The organism is Marinobacter azerbaijanicus, assembly GCF_030250645.1.
Classification (GTDB): domain Bacteria; phylum Pseudomonadota; class Gammaproteobacteria; order Pseudomonadales; family Oleiphilaceae; genus Marinobacter; species Marinobacter azerbaijanicus.
Window position 1 is genome coordinate 74380 of the sequence record NZ_JASSVS010000003.1, and the last position, 16677, is coordinate 91056.

Annotated in this window: 16 protein-coding genes; 3 read left to right on the forward strand and 13 right to left on the reverse strand. The window is 59.3% G+C overall.

What is annotated here, in order from left to right; translation table 11 throughout:
* Positions 1-125 precede the first annotated feature (125 nt).
* Positions 126-557, forward strand: coding sequence for a thioesterase family protein (locus tag QPM17_RS06795; protein ID WP_285389887.1), 432 nt, complete (start codon positions 126-128; stop codon positions 555-557).
* Here QPM17_RS06795 and QPM17_RS06800 read toward each other — a convergent pair.
* The 10 genes from QPM17_RS06800 to QPM17_RS06845 all read right to left on the reverse strand — a co-directional run bounded on the left by QPM17_RS06800 (position 551) and on the right by QPM17_RS06845 (position 11023).
* Complete coding sequence (locus QPM17_RS06800) at positions 551-898, reverse strand: Na+/H+ antiporter subunit G (RefSeq protein WP_285389888.1); 348 nt, start codon at positions 896-898, stop codon at positions 551-553. The two genes, QPM17_RS06795 and QPM17_RS06800, sit on opposite strands and share 7 nt — an antisense overlap.
* On the reverse strand, positions 895-1164 hold the full coding sequence (locus tag QPM17_RS06805) for a K+/H+ antiporter subunit F (protein WP_285389890.1): 270 nt from the start codon (positions 1162-1164) through the stop codon (positions 895-897). Before QPM17_RS06805 ends, QPM17_RS06800 begins: the two co-directional genes overlap by 4 nt.
* Positions 1161-1655, reverse strand: a complete 495-nt coding sequence (locus QPM17_RS06810) for a Na+/H+ antiporter subunit E (RefSeq protein ID WP_285389892.1) — start codon at positions 1653-1655, stop codon at positions 1161-1163. Before QPM17_RS06810 ends, QPM17_RS06805 begins: the two co-directional genes overlap by 4 nt.
* Entirely contained in the window at positions 1652-3202 is a 1551-nt protein-coding gene (locus tag QPM17_RS06815; protein WP_285389909.1) for a monovalent cation/H+ antiporter subunit D, read from the reverse strand. The genes QPM17_RS06810 and QPM17_RS06815 overlap by 4 nt, the downstream gene beginning before the upstream one ends.
* The gene (locus tag QPM17_RS06820) at positions 3199-3537 is read right to left on the reverse strand and encodes a Na+/H+ antiporter subunit C (RefSeq protein WP_285389910.1); all 339 of its coding nucleotides are present in this window, start codon (positions 3535-3537) and stop codon (positions 3199-3201) included. Before QPM17_RS06820 ends, QPM17_RS06815 begins: the two co-directional genes overlap by 4 nt.
* On the reverse strand, positions 3537-6347 hold the full coding sequence (locus QPM17_RS06825) for a monovalent cation/H+ antiporter subunit A (protein WP_285389911.1): 2811 nt from the start codon (positions 6345-6347) through the stop codon (positions 3537-3539). Before QPM17_RS06825 ends, QPM17_RS06820 begins: the two co-directional genes overlap by 1 nt.
* 99 nt (positions 6348-6446) lie before the next feature.
* Positions 6447-7730, reverse strand: coding sequence for an MATE family efflux transporter (locus QPM17_RS06830; protein ID WP_285390348.1), 1284 nt, complete (start codon positions 7728-7730; stop codon positions 6447-6449).
* A gap of 351 nt (positions 7731-8081) precedes the next feature.
* Positions 8082-8579 (reverse strand): thiol peroxidase, encoded by a 498-nt coding sequence (tpx, locus tag QPM17_RS06835; protein ID WP_285389912.1) that lies wholly within the window; start codon positions 8577-8579, stop codon positions 8082-8084.
* 106 nt (positions 8580-8685) lie between these two features.
* Positions 8686-9891, reverse strand: a complete 1206-nt coding sequence (locus QPM17_RS06840; protein ID WP_285389913.1) for a Bcr/CflA family multidrug efflux MFS transporter — start codon at positions 9889-9891, stop codon at positions 8686-8688.
* Between the two features lie 220 nt (positions 9892-10111).
* Positions 10112-11023, reverse strand: coding sequence for a LysR family transcriptional regulator (locus QPM17_RS06845; protein ID WP_285389914.1), 912 nt, complete (start codon positions 11021-11023; stop codon positions 10112-10114).
* A gap of 135 nt (positions 11024-11158) precedes the next feature.
* Here QPM17_RS06845 and QPM17_RS06850 point away from each other — a divergent pair, with 135 nt between their 5' ends.
* Positions 11159-11830, forward strand: coding sequence for a haloacid dehalogenase type II (locus tag QPM17_RS06850; RefSeq protein WP_285389915.1), 672 nt, complete (start codon positions 11159-11161; stop codon positions 11828-11830).
* Between the two features lie 172 nt (positions 11831-12002).
* On the opposite strand, the gene QPM17_RS06855 is transcribed toward QPM17_RS06850, so the two are convergent.
* On the reverse strand, positions 12003-13154 hold the full coding sequence (locus tag QPM17_RS06855) for an alpha/beta fold hydrolase (protein WP_285389916.1): 1152 nt from the start codon (positions 13152-13154) through the stop codon (positions 12003-12005).
* A gap of 340 nt (positions 13155-13494) precedes the next feature.
* Between QPM17_RS06855 and QPM17_RS06860 the strand changes: the two genes are divergently transcribed.
* Positions 13495-14391 carry an acyltransferase gene (locus tag QPM17_RS06860; protein ID WP_285389917.1) on the forward strand — a complete coding sequence of 299 codons (897 nt, stop codon included), beginning with the start codon at positions 13495-13497 and terminating at the stop codon, positions 14389-14391.
* On the opposite strand, the gene QPM17_RS06865 is transcribed toward QPM17_RS06860, so the two are convergent.
* Positions 14388-14597, reverse strand: a complete 210-nt coding sequence (locus QPM17_RS06865; RefSeq protein ID WP_285389918.1) for a hypothetical protein — start codon at positions 14595-14597, stop codon at positions 14388-14390. The genes QPM17_RS06860 and QPM17_RS06865 overlap by 4 nt on opposite strands.
* Before the next feature lie 67 nt (positions 14598-14664).
* Positions 14665-16665: a ribonuclease R family protein gene (locus QPM17_RS06870; protein WP_285389919.1), complete on the reverse strand. Its 2001-nt coding sequence runs from the start codon at positions 16663-16665 to the stop codon at positions 14665-14667.
* Positions 16666-16677 lie beyond the last annotated feature (12 nt).

Sequence of the window (16677 nt, forward strand, 5' to 3'; positions counted from 1 at the left end):
CCCCGAATGCGCCGAAGCCTGGCTCCCAAGATAACCAATGTCAGGCATCCTGTCTTGCGTGAACGGAGGATAACAACCAAGTATCATTGGCTGCAGCTGCAATTTCTCCAGACAGGAATCCAACTTTGGCCCGTATCAAACTCTCTTTCCCGGATGATGCCTTTTATTTCGAAACCAAGATGCCGGTTCGCATCACCGATATCAATGGTGCCAACCACCTGGGCAACGATGCGCTCATCTCCATGTTGTCCGAGGCCAGGGCCCAGTTTCTGGTGAACTACGGCGTTCAGGAGGCCGATAAAAACGGAATGGGTATCATCGTTACCGATCTGGCAACCATGTACCAGTCCGAATCGTTTTTTCCCGAAATGCTGAGGTTTGAAGTGGGGCTGATGGACTTCAACAAGTACGGCGGGGATTTCGTATTCCGGGTCACCAAGGCGGAAAGTGGACAGCCGGTGGCCCTGGCCAAATACGGATTCGTGTTCTTCAACTACCAGCGCAAGGCCGTCGTGCCCATGCCGGAAACTTTCCGGGCACGGTTCGCTGGTCACTGATCCGGCGGTCCTTTGCGGGTTTGGGAAGAGCACTTCAGCTTCCGGTGCAGCGCCGCCTTGGCCATCATATGGGCGCTGACCGGGGCTGTCACGAACAGGAACAGGGTCACCAGCGCCTCGTGCACCGACAACCCGCCTTTCAGGAAACTGAAATACAGCAGTGACGCCACCAGGATACATCCCACGCCGAGCGTGCTGGCCTTGGTGGGGCCATGCAGGCGCATATAGACATCTTTCAGTCGCGCCAGGCCAATGGAGCCGATCAGCGCGATGATGGCTCCGGTTACCAGGAAAAAGGTGACTATCATTTCCAGAAGCAGTGGCATCTCTGAACCGCTCATTCGATGACATCCCCCCTCAGCAGATACTTGGTCATGGCCACGGTGCCGACAAATCCCATCAGGGCAATCAACAGGGCCGCCTCGAACAGGATGCCCAGGGACATCTGGATGTCCGCCAGCACGATCAGTGCAATACTGTTGATCATCATCGTATCCAGGGCAAGTATCCGGTCGACAATGTCGGGTCCGATGGCCAGGCGGTAAAGATTGAGCAACACAGCAATGCAGAATATGCCAATCACGAATGGAATCACGGTGGCAATCACTGGAAGATCTCCTTCAATGGCCGTTCATAGCGTTCCTTGATCTGCCGCACCAGCTCATCCTCGTCGGTGACATGCAGGGCGTGAACCAGCAGAGTGCCCGCTTCGCTGTCGTAATGGGCGGATACAGTCCCCGGTGTCAGTGAGATGGTGCTGGCCAGGATGGTCACGGCAAAGTCGTCATCCAGTTCCAGGGGATAGGTGATAAAACTTGGCGTTAACTGGTTGGGATACCAGAGGATGCGCCGGGCCACGATCAGATTCGAGTACACAATATCGACCATCAGCACCAGAAAGTACCTGAGCAAAGGCAGCAGATAGCGCACCTTGGCCTGTTCCGGCCAGAATGGTCGGGTGATGAAGGGGATGAAGAGGCCCAGGGCAAGCCCCAGCAGCATGTGAGCCACCGAAAAACTGTTGACCATCAACAACCAGAGCAACGCCAGAAACAGCGAGAATAGTGGCCTTGGCAGCCAGAATTCGCGACGGTTCATGGGCTCACCTCCCCGCCCTGACGAACGTAATCGCCCAGCACCGCGTCCACGTAGCCGGATGGTTGGTAAACAAGCCTTGCCGCAGCCTCGAGATAATCCATCACTGGCTGGGCGAACAGGGCGAGAGAGAAACTGATGGCAATCATCACACACACGGTGGCTGTGCGGGCATAATCCAGTCTTTGAGTTTTCGCCACGGCCCGGGCTTTGGCGGCTGAGTGCTCCTCCGGCCGCCAGAACCAGCCAGAGCCAGCCCTGCTCAGGGCGGCGATAATCAGCAGTCCGGAGATGAGAATGGCCCCCCACAGCCAGAGATAGTCTGGCAGCGGGGTAGACGATTGCAGAATCCACGCCTTGCTGACAAATCCGCTGAAGGGCGGCAGGCTGGCCATGCTGATAGCAGCTACAAGAAATACGCTGCCCAGAACCCAGCGGTGGGACAGAGGAGAGATAACGGAAAACCGGTCGTAACCGTCGTCGCGGTAACGCCCGATCAGGTCAGCCAACAGGAAGAATACGGCCGTCATGATGGTGCTGTGCAGCAGGTAGAACAGGCTGGCGGCCAGCAGTTGTTCGTCGTTGCGGGACAGGGTGGCCAGCAGTATCCCCACGGACACAATCACCATGTAGGCTGTCAGGGTCCGCAGGCTGGCTGCACCCAGTACACCGATACCTCCCAGCGCCAGGGTGATCAGAGCCATGGGCCACAGCCAGGCCATCACGGTGTCATTGGCAGGCGCTCCCTCATCCAGACCGAAAACCACCAGGAATACCCGCACCATGGCGTAAAAACCTACCTTGGTCATGATGGCGAACAGTGCGGCCACTGGTGCACTGGCGGCCGAATAGGCCCGTGGCAGCCAGAACAGCAACGGCAGCAGGGCGGCCTTGATACCGAACACCACCATCAACAGGAGCGAGGCGGCCTTCAGCAAGGGCAGATCCGACTCCGGTGCATTGGCAATCACCCGGGCCAGGTCCGCCATGTTCAGCGTACCGGTGAGGCCGTAGAGGAGGCCCAGTGCCAGCAGAAACAGTGCCGAGCCGGCCAGGTTAATGATCACATAGTGCAGACCGGCCCGGCTGCGTGCACGGCCACCGCCATGGAGCAGCAGCGCATAGGAGGCGATCAGTAACACCTCGAAGAATACGAACAGATTGAACAGATCCCCGGTGAGGAAGGCGCCGTTGATGCCCATAAGCTGAAACTGCATCAGGGCATGGAAGTGGGAGCCTTCCCGGTCTGAACCACGACTGGCATAGAGTACGCAGAACAGGCTGAGCAGGGCTGTCAGCAGCAACATGGTGGCACTGAGCCGGTCCAGCACCAGCACGATCCCGAAAGGTGGTTGCCAGTTGCCAAGGCGGTACAGGGTATAGTCTGTGACGCCGGCCTGAAGCACTGCCCATATCGCGAAGATCACCAGTAGCAGGCAGGAGCCAATGCCCAGCGAGCGCTGGCGGCCGATATTGTAACGGTACATCACCAGCAGGAACGCACCGGTCAGCAGGGGTATCACGATGGGCATGATCATCAGGTGGTTCATTGGCGATCCTCGTTCGGGTCTTCGCCATCCACATGATCACTGCGCAGCTCTACAGCTGCTTTCAGGGCCAGTACCACCACAAACGCCGTCATCGAAAAGCTGATCACGATCGCAGTGAGCACCAGTGCCTGGGGGAGCGGATCGGTATATTCCTCCACCAGCCCTATGACAGCCGGGGACGCCGTGGTCAGCCGGCCCATGCTGAACAGGAACAGGTTTACGCCGTGGGACAGTAATGTCAGGCCCAGTACCACGGAAAAAGTGCGGGCACGCAGAATCAGGTATACGCCGGTGCTGGTCAGTACCCCCAGGGTAATGGCGATTACCAGCTCCATCAGCCCACCTCCTGGCCGGGACCGGCCACAGTCATGAGTTTGCCCAGATTTGCCAGTATCAGCAGGGTGGCACCCACGACGGTGGTGTATACCCCCAAGTCAAACAACAGTGCCGTTGCCAGCTCGAACTCGCCAATCAGCGGCCAGTCCATGTGGCTGAACGCCGAGGTAAGGAACGGATAGCCGACGAACCAGCTCCCGAGCCCGGTAACCGTTGCAATCAGCAGGCCGGCCCCGATCAGCGGGCGGAAGTGTGTGAGCATCCGCTCCTGCGCCCATACCAGGCCGCCAGCCATGTATTGCAGGGTGAGGGCGACAGCGGTCACCAGTCCGGCAATGAATCCACCGCCGGGCATGTTATGGCCCCGGAGGAAGATATAGGCGGAGACCAGCAGGGCAATGGGCAGGGCCATACGGGATACCATCTGCAGGATCACCGGATGAGGCTCAGCGAAGCCTTTTGCGGTGCCGGCACTGGCTACCCTTTCCTTCAGGTGCAGGTCGCGGGTGAACGCGAATACCGCAACCGCCGCTATGCCAAGAACAGTGATTTCCCCCAGGGTGTCGAAGCCCCGGAAATCCACCAGAATGACGTTGACCACATTAGTGCCGCCACCACCGGGGACGCTGTTGGCCAGGAAATATCCTGAAATGGTGTCTGCCGGCCGGGTCAGTACCGCATAGGCAAAGAGAGCAACGCCAGCCCCTGCCAGACCGGCCAGGCTCAGGTCCCGGACAATCCTGCCGGCCCCGGATTCCCTGGGCGACGTCTGGGGCAGAAATGACAGCGCCAGCATCATGATAACCACCGCCATGACTTCCACGGACAGCTGGGTGAGTGCCAGGTCCGGCGCTGAAAACTGGGCGAAGGCCAGGGTGACGAACAGGCCGGTGACCGATAACAGAAGCAGTGCCGGCAGACGCTGGTGATGAAACAGTGCAACGCCAATGGCGGACAGACAGAGGATGACGGCACCGAAAACGACCATGGCGTTCAGGTCGGTCAGCTCGGAAGGGCCTCGCCAGCCACTGTAACTACTGAGCATCCACAACGCGGGTGCGATGGCGGCGACAAGAATAAAGGCCAGATACCGTTGCAGGGAGCCATTCTCGAGACGATAGACCAGCGACTGGGCGAAGCGAATGCTCTGCTGCATGATCTGTTCGAATATATTCTTGGCATCCACCTCCGGTAGCTGTCGGTGAATGGCAAATAGCGGGCCGCGGGCGAGATAGAACACGATACCACCGATCATCGCAATGAAACTCATCATGGCCGGCGCCTGGGCGTCTGACAGTGCCGAGAAGTCATAGAGCGGCAGGTGGGTCATGGAAGTGGCCATGACTGCCAGGTGAATCAGGCTGTCGTAAGTGGTCTGTGGAGCCAGACCCACCAGTAATGAGGCCGCGGCAAGGATAAACAGAGGCACCAGCATTCCGGCGGGTTTTTTACGGGGCGGCCAATGGGGCAGGTCCACCGGCTGGCCGTTGAAAAACACGTTATGGAAGATGCGCACGGAATAGGCCACGGAAAACAGAGCAGCAATAGTGACCCACACCGGGATCAGTGTGTTGGCCCAGTGGGGTGCGGTTACCAGCAGGCTTTCCGAGAACAGCATTTTCTTGCTCAGGTAGCCGCTCATCAAAGGCAGGCCAGCCATGGCAGCGGCCGGTATGGCGGTAACCACCATCAGTGCCGGCATGGTTCGCCAGAGGCCGTTGATATTGCGCATATCGCGGCTTCCCGTGGCCTGGTCGACGATGCCCGCCATCATGAACAGGGGCGCCTTGAACAGGGCATGGATGGTCAGGTGGAACAGCGCGGCTGCCATCGCCATCTCACTGCCCATGCCAATCAGCAGGGTGATCAGCCCCAGATGGGAAATGGTGGAATACGCCAGCAGGCCCTTGATGTCGTGCATGAACATGGCCACAAAGGCGCCAACCATCAGGGTGACCATGCCGGTAATGGTAATCAGGCTGAACCAGAGCTCGGTGTCGCCCATGGCCGGATGCAGTCGGGCCATCAGGAACAGGCCGGCTTTCACCATGGTGGCCGAATGCAGGTAGGCGGACACCGGCGTTGGCGCTGCCATAGCGTGGGGTAACCAGAGATGGAAAGGCGCCTGGGCAGACTTGGTGAAGGCACCGAGCAGAATCAGGGAGAGTGTCAGCGGATAGCGGTCATCACTGACGATGGTATCCGTGGCGGCCAGCACATCGCTGATCTGGTAACTGCCGACAATCTGCCCCAGCAGCAGAATGCCACCCAGCAGCGCCAGGCCTCCGCCACCGGTAATCACCAGCGACATGCGAGCACCCCTGCGGGCATTGCGGCTGGACCAGGTGAAACCGATCAGCAGGAAGGACACCAGGCTGGTGAGCTCCCAGAACACCAGCATGAACAGCAGGTTTTCCGACAGCACAATGCCCAGCATGGCGGTCATGAACAGCTGGATTAGCACGAAGAAGCGGCCCGCGGTGTCCTTGCCGGCGAAATAGTAACGTGCGTAGAGAATGATCAGGCAGCCGATGCCGGTTATCAGGGTGGCAAATAACCAGCTGAGACCATCCAGCCGGAAGGCCAGGTCGAGGCCGATCTCGGGCACCCAGGACACGGAATAGACCAGGGCTTCGCCAGACTGGATCCGGGGAAGATAGCTGAGCAGAAGCAGCAGGCAGATGGCCGGGGCGATCAGCGCAACCAACGCGTGGCCCTGCACATGATCCGGGCCGGGCCGCTTCAGCCTTGAGAGGAGCGAAGCAAAGGCTCCCAGTACGGGCAAAAAGACAACAAGCCCAATGTCCATAACGGAATTCAGCCGGTCAGGAGTGAGTTCTTCAAAGCATTCAGCTTATTAGCATTCTTCATGTATAGCCAATGTTTGAGACTTTTTCATTCTTATAAGTCAAGAACCGGCGTGCAGGGCCGCCAGTTTCCGGATGCCCTGGCGGTAGAACGCATAAGCCATCGCACCGGCCAACAGGTTACCAGCTAAGGCACCGCTCATCAGCCCGCTGATGCCACCGATCTGGGCACCGAACCAGAGAAAGGGCAGAAAGCAGAGGAACAGACGCAGGGTGGACACCAGTAGTGCCCGAAGCGCCAGCCCGAGGGCATTGCAAACGGACACCATCAACATGCAGACACCCAGGCCACTGTAACTCAGAGGCACACGCACGAGGTAGCTGCTCAGCACGTCACTGACTTCCCGGTCGCTGGTAAAGAGTTCCGATACCACCCCGGAGGCCAGCAGCCAGATCAGGCCAATGGCCAGTTGCCAGATCACCACAAATCTGACCGCAAGCCGCACAAGTTTACGGATCTGACCGAGCTCGCCGGCCCCCAGCATACGGCCAACCATGGGAGGCATGGACATGGTCAGTGCCAGCACCACCACAATAGAGAAAAACTCCAGGCGCGTACCCAGGCCCCAGGCGGCGACGGCTGCAGAGCCGAATCCTGCCACCAGCGCGGTGGCTACCATGGCCGAAACGGGTGGCATCAACTGGCTGATCATGGCCGGGGCCATAATGTCATTCAGCTGTTTGAGTGCCCGTCCGAGGGCCAGTTGTTTGAAGTCAAAGCGGACCCAGCCACAGCGGAGCAATTTCGGGTAGATGAACAGGCAGCCAATGCCAAACGCGGTAATGGTGGCCAGGGCGGCACCGGGCAGACCCCAGCCGAAGACAAAGATGTAGAGAGGGTCGAGGACGATATTGAGCAGGCTGGTGGCCACCATCATGTATCCGGGCAACCTGGTATCGCCATGGGAGCGGCATACGCTGTAGCCAAAATAGAGCATGGCGCCGGTCCAGGCCGACAGCAGCCAGGGTATCCAGTAACTGCGAATCAGCGGCAGCAGGCTCTCTTCGGCGCCAAGCGCCGACATGATCCGGGTCTGCAGCAGCCACAGGCTGATGCACAGGACGATGACCAGCGTGGCGCCGACGGTGACCACCAGGCCACCCAGGCGCTCGGCTCGAAGCTGGTCACCAGCGCCCAGAGTACGGGAGATAATTGCGGTGGTAGCGATGCCCAGCCCCACCTGCAGGCCGATGATGAGCTGCTGCATGGGTAGTGTGAAACCCAGCGCTGCCAGCGGGTCCCGGCCAAGCTGGCCGATGAAGGCGCTGTCTACCAACTGGAAGGTCATCAGTGAAAGCACGCCGAAGAGCATGGGCCAGGTCATGGTAAACAACTGGCGCGGCAGACTGGCTTGGGATTCGGCGTTGGTCACGTTGGGGGCTTCGGTTCCTGGTGTTTTTCCTGGAGGGCGATTCTAGCAGGTTTGCTGATTTGGGGGTGGTATGCCGCTTGGCCTGCGGGTTGTGGGGGCTGGGCCAGGGGTGGGGTGTTTTTTCTGGCGGGAAAAGAACTCGCTTCGCTCAGACACCTTTTCCCGCCAGAAAAAACACCCCACCCCTGGCCCGATCCGACAACACAGTTATCGCCCTACTCAATGTAGGTCGGATTAGTCGGGTAGGTCGGATTAGGCAAAGCCGTAATCCGACAATCTATTCCGCCCGGCTAAAAGTAAAAATCAAAGCACCGAAAGCGCCTTCTCATAATCCGGCTCGTCCTTGATCTCACCCACCAGCTCACTGTGCAGAACCTTGTTGTCCTCATCCAGAACCACCACCGCACGGGCGGTAAGTCCTGCGAGCGGCCCATCCTGGATAGCAACGCCGTAATCCTGCTGGAAGCTGTAATTACGGAAGCTTGATAACGTAATGACGTCCTTCAGTCCTTCTGCGCCACAAAAGCGGCCAGCTGCGAAAGGCAGGTCGGCGGAGATAACCAGCACCACTGTGTTATCCAGGCTACTGGCTTTTTCGTTGAACTTGCGTGTGGACGTGGCACAGGTCGGGGTATCGACACTGGGGACGATGTTCAGAATCTTGCGCTTGCCCGCCCAGTTGTCGAGGGTAACGTCCTCCAGGCCCTGGGTGGTAAGGGTGAAGTCGGGTGCTGTGTCGCCCGGTTGCGGAAAAGTACCGCTGACGGTAATTGGATCGCCGCCCAGTGTAACGTTGCTCATTTGGAACTCCCTTTTTCTGACCTGATGGGTTTGTTGTGTAGAAACAACTTACTCTGTGTAGTCCATTTTGGATGCTTTTTCATCCATAGACTGCATAAAGCCGGTTTCAGGCAGGCTCGAATCCGGGTGCCGGATGCCGCTGGACCAGCAACAGGTAGCTGGCTAGGGCGGCAATGGCGCAGGTTGCGATGACAGCGGCCATTACCAGGGAGGTGCCGTCGTGGAAGTGTCCCACCAGCATGCCGATAATGGCTGCTACCGCCATCTGGGTAAAGCCGAAAAGCGCCGACGCGGAACCGGCCATCTGGGGGAAGTTGGCGAGGGCGCCGGCCATGGTCTGGGGAAGCACCATGCCAACACCCATCATGAACAGGGTCTGGGGCAGTATCACGGCCCATACACTATAAACCTGTGCCGTCGCCAAGGCCGCCATCAGCCCGCCCCCGGCCACAGAAAGAACCAGCCCCCTGACCAGAATCTGGTCCGGTACGAGCTGGCGGCCGAGGCGAATGGCGGTCAGGTTGCCAACGATGTACCCCGCGACGATACAGGCGAAGAACAGTCCGAAATGTTGGGGTTTCACACCCAGGAAATCGATCAGCACAAACGATGAGCCGGACAGAAACGCAAACAGGCCGGCGAAGACGAGGGAGTTGGTCAGGGTATAGCCCAGGAAACTGATATCTGACGCTATCGCCCGATAATTCTTCAGCAGGCTGCGCAAGCGCAGGGATTGACGATGGTCCGGATGCATCGGCTCCGGAATGCCAACGGCCACCACTACCGCCATCACAAGCGCATAGCCACCCAGGGCCAGGAATATCGACGGCCAGCCGAGCCCGACCACCATAAACCCGCCAATTGTCGGGGCTATGGCCGGTGCCAAAGCCATGATGCTGGCAAGGATGGCCATGATTTTCGCCGCCTCTCGTGGCGAATAGATATCCCGCACCGCCGCACGGCCCAGTACCGGCCCGGCAGAGCCACCAAGAGCCTGGAGGAAGCGGGCCAGAACCTGGGTTTCAATGTTGGTGGCAAGGGCGCAGATAATGCTGGTAGCCGCAAACAGCAGAAAACCGCCGATCATGATGGGCTTGCGGCCAAAACGGTCTGCCAGTGGGCCGCAGACCAGTTGGGCTACCGCGAAGCCGGCCATATAGACGCTCAGAGTCAGCTGGACTTGCCCGGTGCCGGCTGACAGGGATTCGCCCATGCTGGGCAAGGCAGGTAGATACATGTCAATCGCCAACGGCCCGAGGGCGACAGCGGCTGCCAATAATATCGTTGTCCATATACTGGTTAATGCGAGCATCTTTTTTCCTGCGTAGCTCTCGAACGCAGCGGGTGGGCCACCCTTCTGAAACACGCTGTGAATACGTCCCTGTACGCTCGGCTCCGCCATCCATGGCTCCGCACGGTTTCAGAAGGGTGGCCCACCCGCTGCTCCCCGAAACAATGGTCTGAGTCTACGCACTAAACCAACGTTGATAACGGCTGTCTGTTTCATACAACGTATGAATAAAGCAGATGGATCAGGTGTTGAGATCGTTCAATGTCGCTGCCACGCCGTTAACGTGGTTGCGGATCCAGCGGTGGGCGGGGTCATTCTGGTTGCGTTTATGCCAGAGCATCAGCAAGGTGAAGGGCTTGTGGTCGAAGGGCAGGGGCGCGGTGGCGAAGTCCTGCAGTAAGTGTTCACTCATGCGTTTCGGCGCCGTGGCCAGCATGTCGGTTCCGCGCAGGAAGCCCGGCAGGCCCGAGAAGTTGGACACGGTTACGACTGTCCTCCGGGTCAGGCCCCGGGCTGACAGCGAATCTTCCAGGGCGGTTTTTTCGCCAGCGCCGAAAAGAATTGCCACGTGGTCGGCCTTGAGATAATCCGCCAGGGTTTCCGGGGCGTTACGGTGTGCCGGGTCGTAGAAGACCACCATGTGGTCTGCCATGAGACCCCGCTGCATGATATCGGTTGCTTCGGGGGCGTGGGGTGAAATGATCAGGTCGCAGAGGTCCTTGCGCAGCATGTCGGCCGTGGGGATGCCGGAGGGAATTACCTGCAGGCGTATGCCGGGGGCTTCCCGCCGGAGCACCGACAGCAGGCCGGGTAACAGCAGATCGCGCTGGTAGTCGTTGGCGGCAATGGTGAAGGTAAATTCGGCGCTGGCCGGGCTGAAGGGAGGCCCGGAGGACAGGGAGTGGATGTCGTCCAGTATCTGGCGGATATGGGGCCCGGCCTGGACGGCGTAGCGGGTGGGTACGATACCGCGGCCGGATTTCACGAACAGGGCATCCCCAAGGGCCTGCCGCAGACGGTCCAGAGTATGGCTGACCGCCGACTGGCTTACTCCCAGCCGTATGGCCGCCCTGGACACACTGCCCTCGTCCAGTACGGCAAGGAAGGTGCTGAGAGAGCGTATGTCGAGGTTGAATGTATCAATGGGGTTCATGAATGGGAGTGTAACTCAGGAACCGGAAGCTGCCCATGATGGTGTTGAGGCCATCCGCTTGAATGAATGTTCAGGTCTGGGTGCCGGATGGTTTACGATGGGGTAAAGCTTGAATGACGACGAGAGGAGAATCCGATGAAGCCGATCCTGGCATTTGATGTATACGGAACCCTGGTGGACCCGATGGGGATGGCCGCACTGCTGGCACCGGATGCGGGCGACTCAGCGGAGTCTGTCAGCGCCCAGTGGCGGGAGAAGCAGCTGGAGTTTTCCTTTCGCAAGGGCCTGATGCGCATGTATGAGGATTTCGGAGCCTGTACCCGTCAGGCGCTGCGGTATGCGATGGCCAGCCATGGGCTGGACCTGAGCAGTGAGCGTGAGGATGAGCTGATGGGGGCCTATCTTTCCCTGCCCGCTTTTGACGATTCGTTGCCGGCGCTGAAGTCCCTGGAGGGGGACTATCTGATGTATGGGTTCTCCAACGGCACCTATCCGGCGTTGGAGAAGGTGTTGGGGCACAATGATCTGCTGGTGATGTTTGATGGGTTGGTGTCGGTGGATGACATTAAAAGTTTCAAGCCGGACCCGGCGGTGTATGCCTATGCCCGGCGGGCGACGGGGGCGATGGATCAGCCGTTGTGTCTGGTGTCGAGCAATGCCTGGGATGTGATCGGGGCCCGGGCGGCGGGGTTGATGGCGATCTGGGTGCAGAGGGATGCCGGGAAGGTATTCGAGGACTGGGGGATTCAGCCTAATGCGGTGGTTCGCAGTCTTTCTGAGTTGCCTGATACTTTGGCTAGCCTCTGACATTGGAAGTGGCACGGCCCGGGAAGGGTTGTCCAAAACACGCTCCTTGCGGCACATCCATGTGGCGCTTGAGCTCCGCCATCCATGGCTCCGCACAGTTTTGGACAACCCTTCCCGAGCCGCGCGTCCAACTTTTGTGATAGCCGTCCTCTAGTCAGTTGGTCAGGTTGCTTCAATCCGATCTTTCTGCCAACCAATCCGCCATTTCCAGCCAACTTTCCTTCGGCGCCTTGCTGCCGGCGAGAATACCCATGTGACCGCCGGGGGTGACCCGGAAGGTGACGTCTTTCGAGCTGACGTGGTCTTCAATGCGTTTGACCGCGCCGGGTGTTGCCAGGGTGTCGCTGTCGCCGGCGATGGCGAGTAAGTTGGCGTTTACGTTTTCCAGGCGGGCAATGTCTTCGCCGATCTGGATCTGGCCGCGGGAGAGGTCGTTGTCGATCCACAGGCGCACCACAGCGTCCTGAACGATGCCGCCGGGGTAGGCGACCATGCGGTCGAGGAAGGCGGAGGTGGTGGCGTGGCTGGAGACGAACTCGCGGTCGCCCAGGCGGACGATGAGTTCCCAGTAGCCCATGACGCTGCCGATGGGGTTGGTGAGTTTGAAGCCGATGGTGTTGGCCCAGCCGGGGGTGTGGAACCAGTAGGGTTTGACGTCGTGCAGGCGGAAGCCGGTGCGTTTGCGGACGAATTCGGCGACGTCGGATACCCGCTGGTACATCAGCCCCATCAGGCCGGAGGCGTGGCTGTCGATGGGGGAGCCCAGCACAATGGCATTGCGGATGTGCTGGTCGCGGCTGAGGGCGGAGTAGAACAGGGTAAACATCCCGCCCAGGCTCCAGCCGTGCAGCGAGAGCTCCTGCTCCCCGCTGTGCTCCCGAACGCGGTTCAGATACGCCGGCAGCAACTCCGCCACGTAGGTGTGAAGGTTGTAGTGACTGTGCTGCCGCGTGGGCACGCCCCAGTCGATCAGATACACCTCAAACCCCTTGGCCCTCAGGAACCGCACGAGGCTGCGCTGGGGAAACAGGTCGTAGATCAGCATGTTCACCGCCAGTGGCGGTACGATCACGATCGGTGTCTTGTGGGGTGTGCGCAACACATCAATCATCTCGCCGTCCAGCTCGATGAAATCCTCGGCCAGGGGCGGGTAATATCGCAGGCTCACCAGCCCATCGGTATGCAAGGTTTCAAATGGGGTCTGCCCCGCCTGCACCAGGCTGGCTGCGCGGAACACCCGGTCAAAGGCGTTACCAGCGTAAAGCGCCGTCTGGCGGGTGATTCCCGAGGCTTTGTTGAAGGCGTATTTCAGCGGGTCGGGCATAGAGGTTTCCATAAAAAATAATTCGCTAACGTGTTCTGAATGAAAATGGGCGGTTGGCACGCAAGTCTGATCGTGCCGGTATGAAAGCCCTTTCCCGGACCGTGCATTGCCATGGATGGCAATGCCGAGCCCCCATGGATGGGTTCACGGCGTTTCCGGGAAAGGGCTTTCATACCTGCACAGCCACAGAGGTCCAATAAGATTAGACTATCTGCAAAGGCCAGAACTATGGCAAGAACGTCCATCACCAATGGCAAACCGGTCACTTCAGGCCACTGCCCAAACGTGCCAACCATTGGTATCATTCGGTCATCGCAACAAAACCAACAACAGGACAACCATGCTCAGCTTCCTGCCAGCCCCGGTCATCGGCGTTATCAACTCCATTCTTCTTGGGCTCAACACCCTGTTCTGGTGTCTGCTTCTCTACATTCCGGCAATACTCAAACTGATCATTCCCCATACCGGTTTCCGGGTACTGTGCACCAAAGCCATCATCTGGATTGCCGAAGCCTGGGTGGCCTGCAACACCGGCTGGATGAAACTCACCCAGCGCACTAAATGGACTGTCCATGGCGACGAAAAGCTCAAACGTGAAAGCTGGTACCTGGTGCTCAGCAATCATCAGAGCTGGGTGGACATCTTCGCCATGCAGCGGGTATTCAACCGTCGGGCACCATTTCTCAAATTCTTCCTCAAGCAACAACTGATCTGGGTGCCGGTGATTGGCCTTGCCTGGTGGGGGCTGGATTTCCCGTTTATGAAACGCTACACCCGCGAATACCTGATCAAGCATCCGGAAAAGCGTGGTGAGGACCTGAAGGCTACCCGCAAGGCCTGCGAGAGGTTCCGCTATACGCCGGTCAGCGTGATGAACTTTGTGGAAGGTACCCGCTTCACCCAGGCAAAACATGACAAGCAGAAATCAAAATACACCCATCTGCTGACCCCCAAGGCTGGCGGCGTGGCGTTCGTGCTGGATGCCATGGGGGATGCCATCGAAACCCTGGTGGATGTGACCATTGCCTATCCTGGCGGGGCACCCACATTCTGGGATTTCATGTGTGGCAGGGTCAGGGAAGTGAAAATGGAGATCGACACTGTCGATATTCCCGAGCATCTCAAGGGCCGGGACTATGCGACCGATGCCGAGCATCGCAAGAACGTGAAGAACTGGCTGGCTGAGCAGTGGCGGGCCAAGGACGAGCGTCTGTCGAGGATGCTTGAAGAGAGCTAGCTGTTGCTGTCTTCGTCGTCCTCGACTTCATCAGGGTGCTCTTTCCTGTAGCGCTCCCATTCCTCCCAGTCATGAGGCGTGCCGGCATGGGGACGCTTCAGGTGCCTGGCATGCTCCATCGCGTTATGGCGCAGGCTGTGGTCCCGCTCTTCTTCCTCCTCTTCGAAACCATACTTCTTCAGGAATTCAGTTGGGCTGATCGGCATCCGGATTCACCTCCGTCGTGGGTAAGTGCTTGCCCTACTCTTAAGGTGGGTCTCCGGAGCCGGATTTTCAAGCGTCGTCTTTAGTGTCAGGCTCGCTGTTCCCGGCGGCGCCCTCATCCTGCGTTTCCACGAGGTTGAAAAGGATCTGCTTGCGCTCGTCATCCACCCCGGCAAAGGTCACTGTCACAGGCTGGTCAAGCTGGAAGAGGCGGCCGTTCTTGTTATGGACCAGTCGCAGGGTGACCGGATCGAAGCTGAATTTTCCGTCCAGGGTCTTGCAGCTGACAAACCCTTCCAGCCCGTTGGCATTGAGCCGCACGAAGAAGCCTGAGGGGGTTGTGCGGCTGATTACGCCAGGCATTGGCTCGTCGCCCAGGGTGCGGGCGAAGTCACTCTTGAGCCAGCTCTCCAGGCTGTTGGCCGCCTGCCGCGCACGGAACTGGGTCAGTTGCAGTTCGGCCAGCTGTGCTTCGTTCAGGTCAGTCAGCGGCTCCTGCCACAGGATCGACTTGATCAGCCGATGCACGTGGAAGTCGCTGAACTTGCGCAGCGGCGAGGTGAACGTGGTGTAGGCGGCGAGCCCCATGCCCTGGTGGGGGGCCGGCGTAAACGACAGCTCGGCGCGGGCGAGCTGGCGGGAAATGATGGACTTGACCGGTACTTCCGAATCCAGCCCCTCGGTCTGCTTCATCAGGTCGCGAAAGCCCTCTGCGCTGGTGGCATCCACATCGGCGAGATCGGGCGCGTAGCCTTCGAGCAGCGCGCGGATGTTGTCGGCACGGTCGTCGCGCAAACCGGGGTGCTTGATGAACAGGCCCTTGTCCTGCTGGCCAAGAAAATCGGCCGCGCAGCGGTTGGCCGCGATCATGCACTCTTCCACCAGGCGGTGGGCCTCGTTCTGAACCGAAGGTTCAATCAGCCGTACCCGGCGGTTCTCATCCAGGCGCAGGCGGAACTCGGGGCGGTCACCGCTCACCAGCGCGTGGTCATTGCGCCATTTGCGAAGCGCGGTGGCAGCCTGGTGAAGCTGGTCGAGGCTATTGGTCACATCGTCCGGCAGCGCCTTGATGTCGTCGTCTTCCCGGCCCTCGATCAGGTTGGATACCAGTTCGTAGCTGAGTTTGCCGTGGGAGCGGATCACAGCCTGGTGGAAGCTGTAGTCGCCCAGGCTGCCATCATTGTTCACCTGCAGGTCACACACCAGTGCCAGGCGCCTGACGTCCGGCATCAGTGAACACAGGCGGGTACTGAGAGTGTCCGGTAGCATTGGCAGCGGCTCACCGGGAAAGTAGATCGCAGTGGCACGGCGGAAGGCTTCCTGCTCGGCCGGGCTGCCGGGTTCAATGACAGCTGTCGGGTCGGCGATGGCAATGGACAGTTTCCAGCCGGTGGCATTGGGCTCAGCCAGCAGGGCATCGTCCATGTCCTGGGTGCCAGGGCTATCGATAGTCACGTAGGGCTGGTCGGTGCGGTCTTCACGTCCTTCGCACCTGGCCTCAATCACCGATTCGTCCAGCGCTTCGGCCTGCTTGCTGACTGCTTCCGGCCAGGTGTCGGGCAGGTCGAAGGAAGCAACCGTAAAGGAGCGCTCAATGCCGGCATCTCCGGCCTTGCCGATCACTTTCAGGATCTTTGCCTGACCCTTGCCATCCTTGATCGGGTGTTTGTGGATGCGGCAGTAGATGTAGTCATCCGGTTCGGCATTCTGGCGCTCTTTCGGCGGTATAAAAATCCAGCGGTTGATACCGGGGGTTTCCGGCACTACGAAGTGCCCCTTGCCCTTCACCAGATAACGGCCTACGAAAGTGTCCAGCCTGGTTTCCAGCAGTTCGTCCACCACACCCTGGGTTTTACCCTTGTCGCCTTCCTGCTCGATGATGTTGACGCGGTCGCCGGGCAGGACTTTCTGCATTTCCTCCGGCGGAAGGAACACGTCACGCCCCTCATCCAGCGCCACGAAGCCGAAACGCCCGTTGGTGGCTTTGACGGTACCTGGAAACACCACCTTGTTTTCTTCAATATCGGATTTCAGCTGGCGCAACTGGCTGAGGGCGTCGGCGTTGAGCATGAACAGAACCTG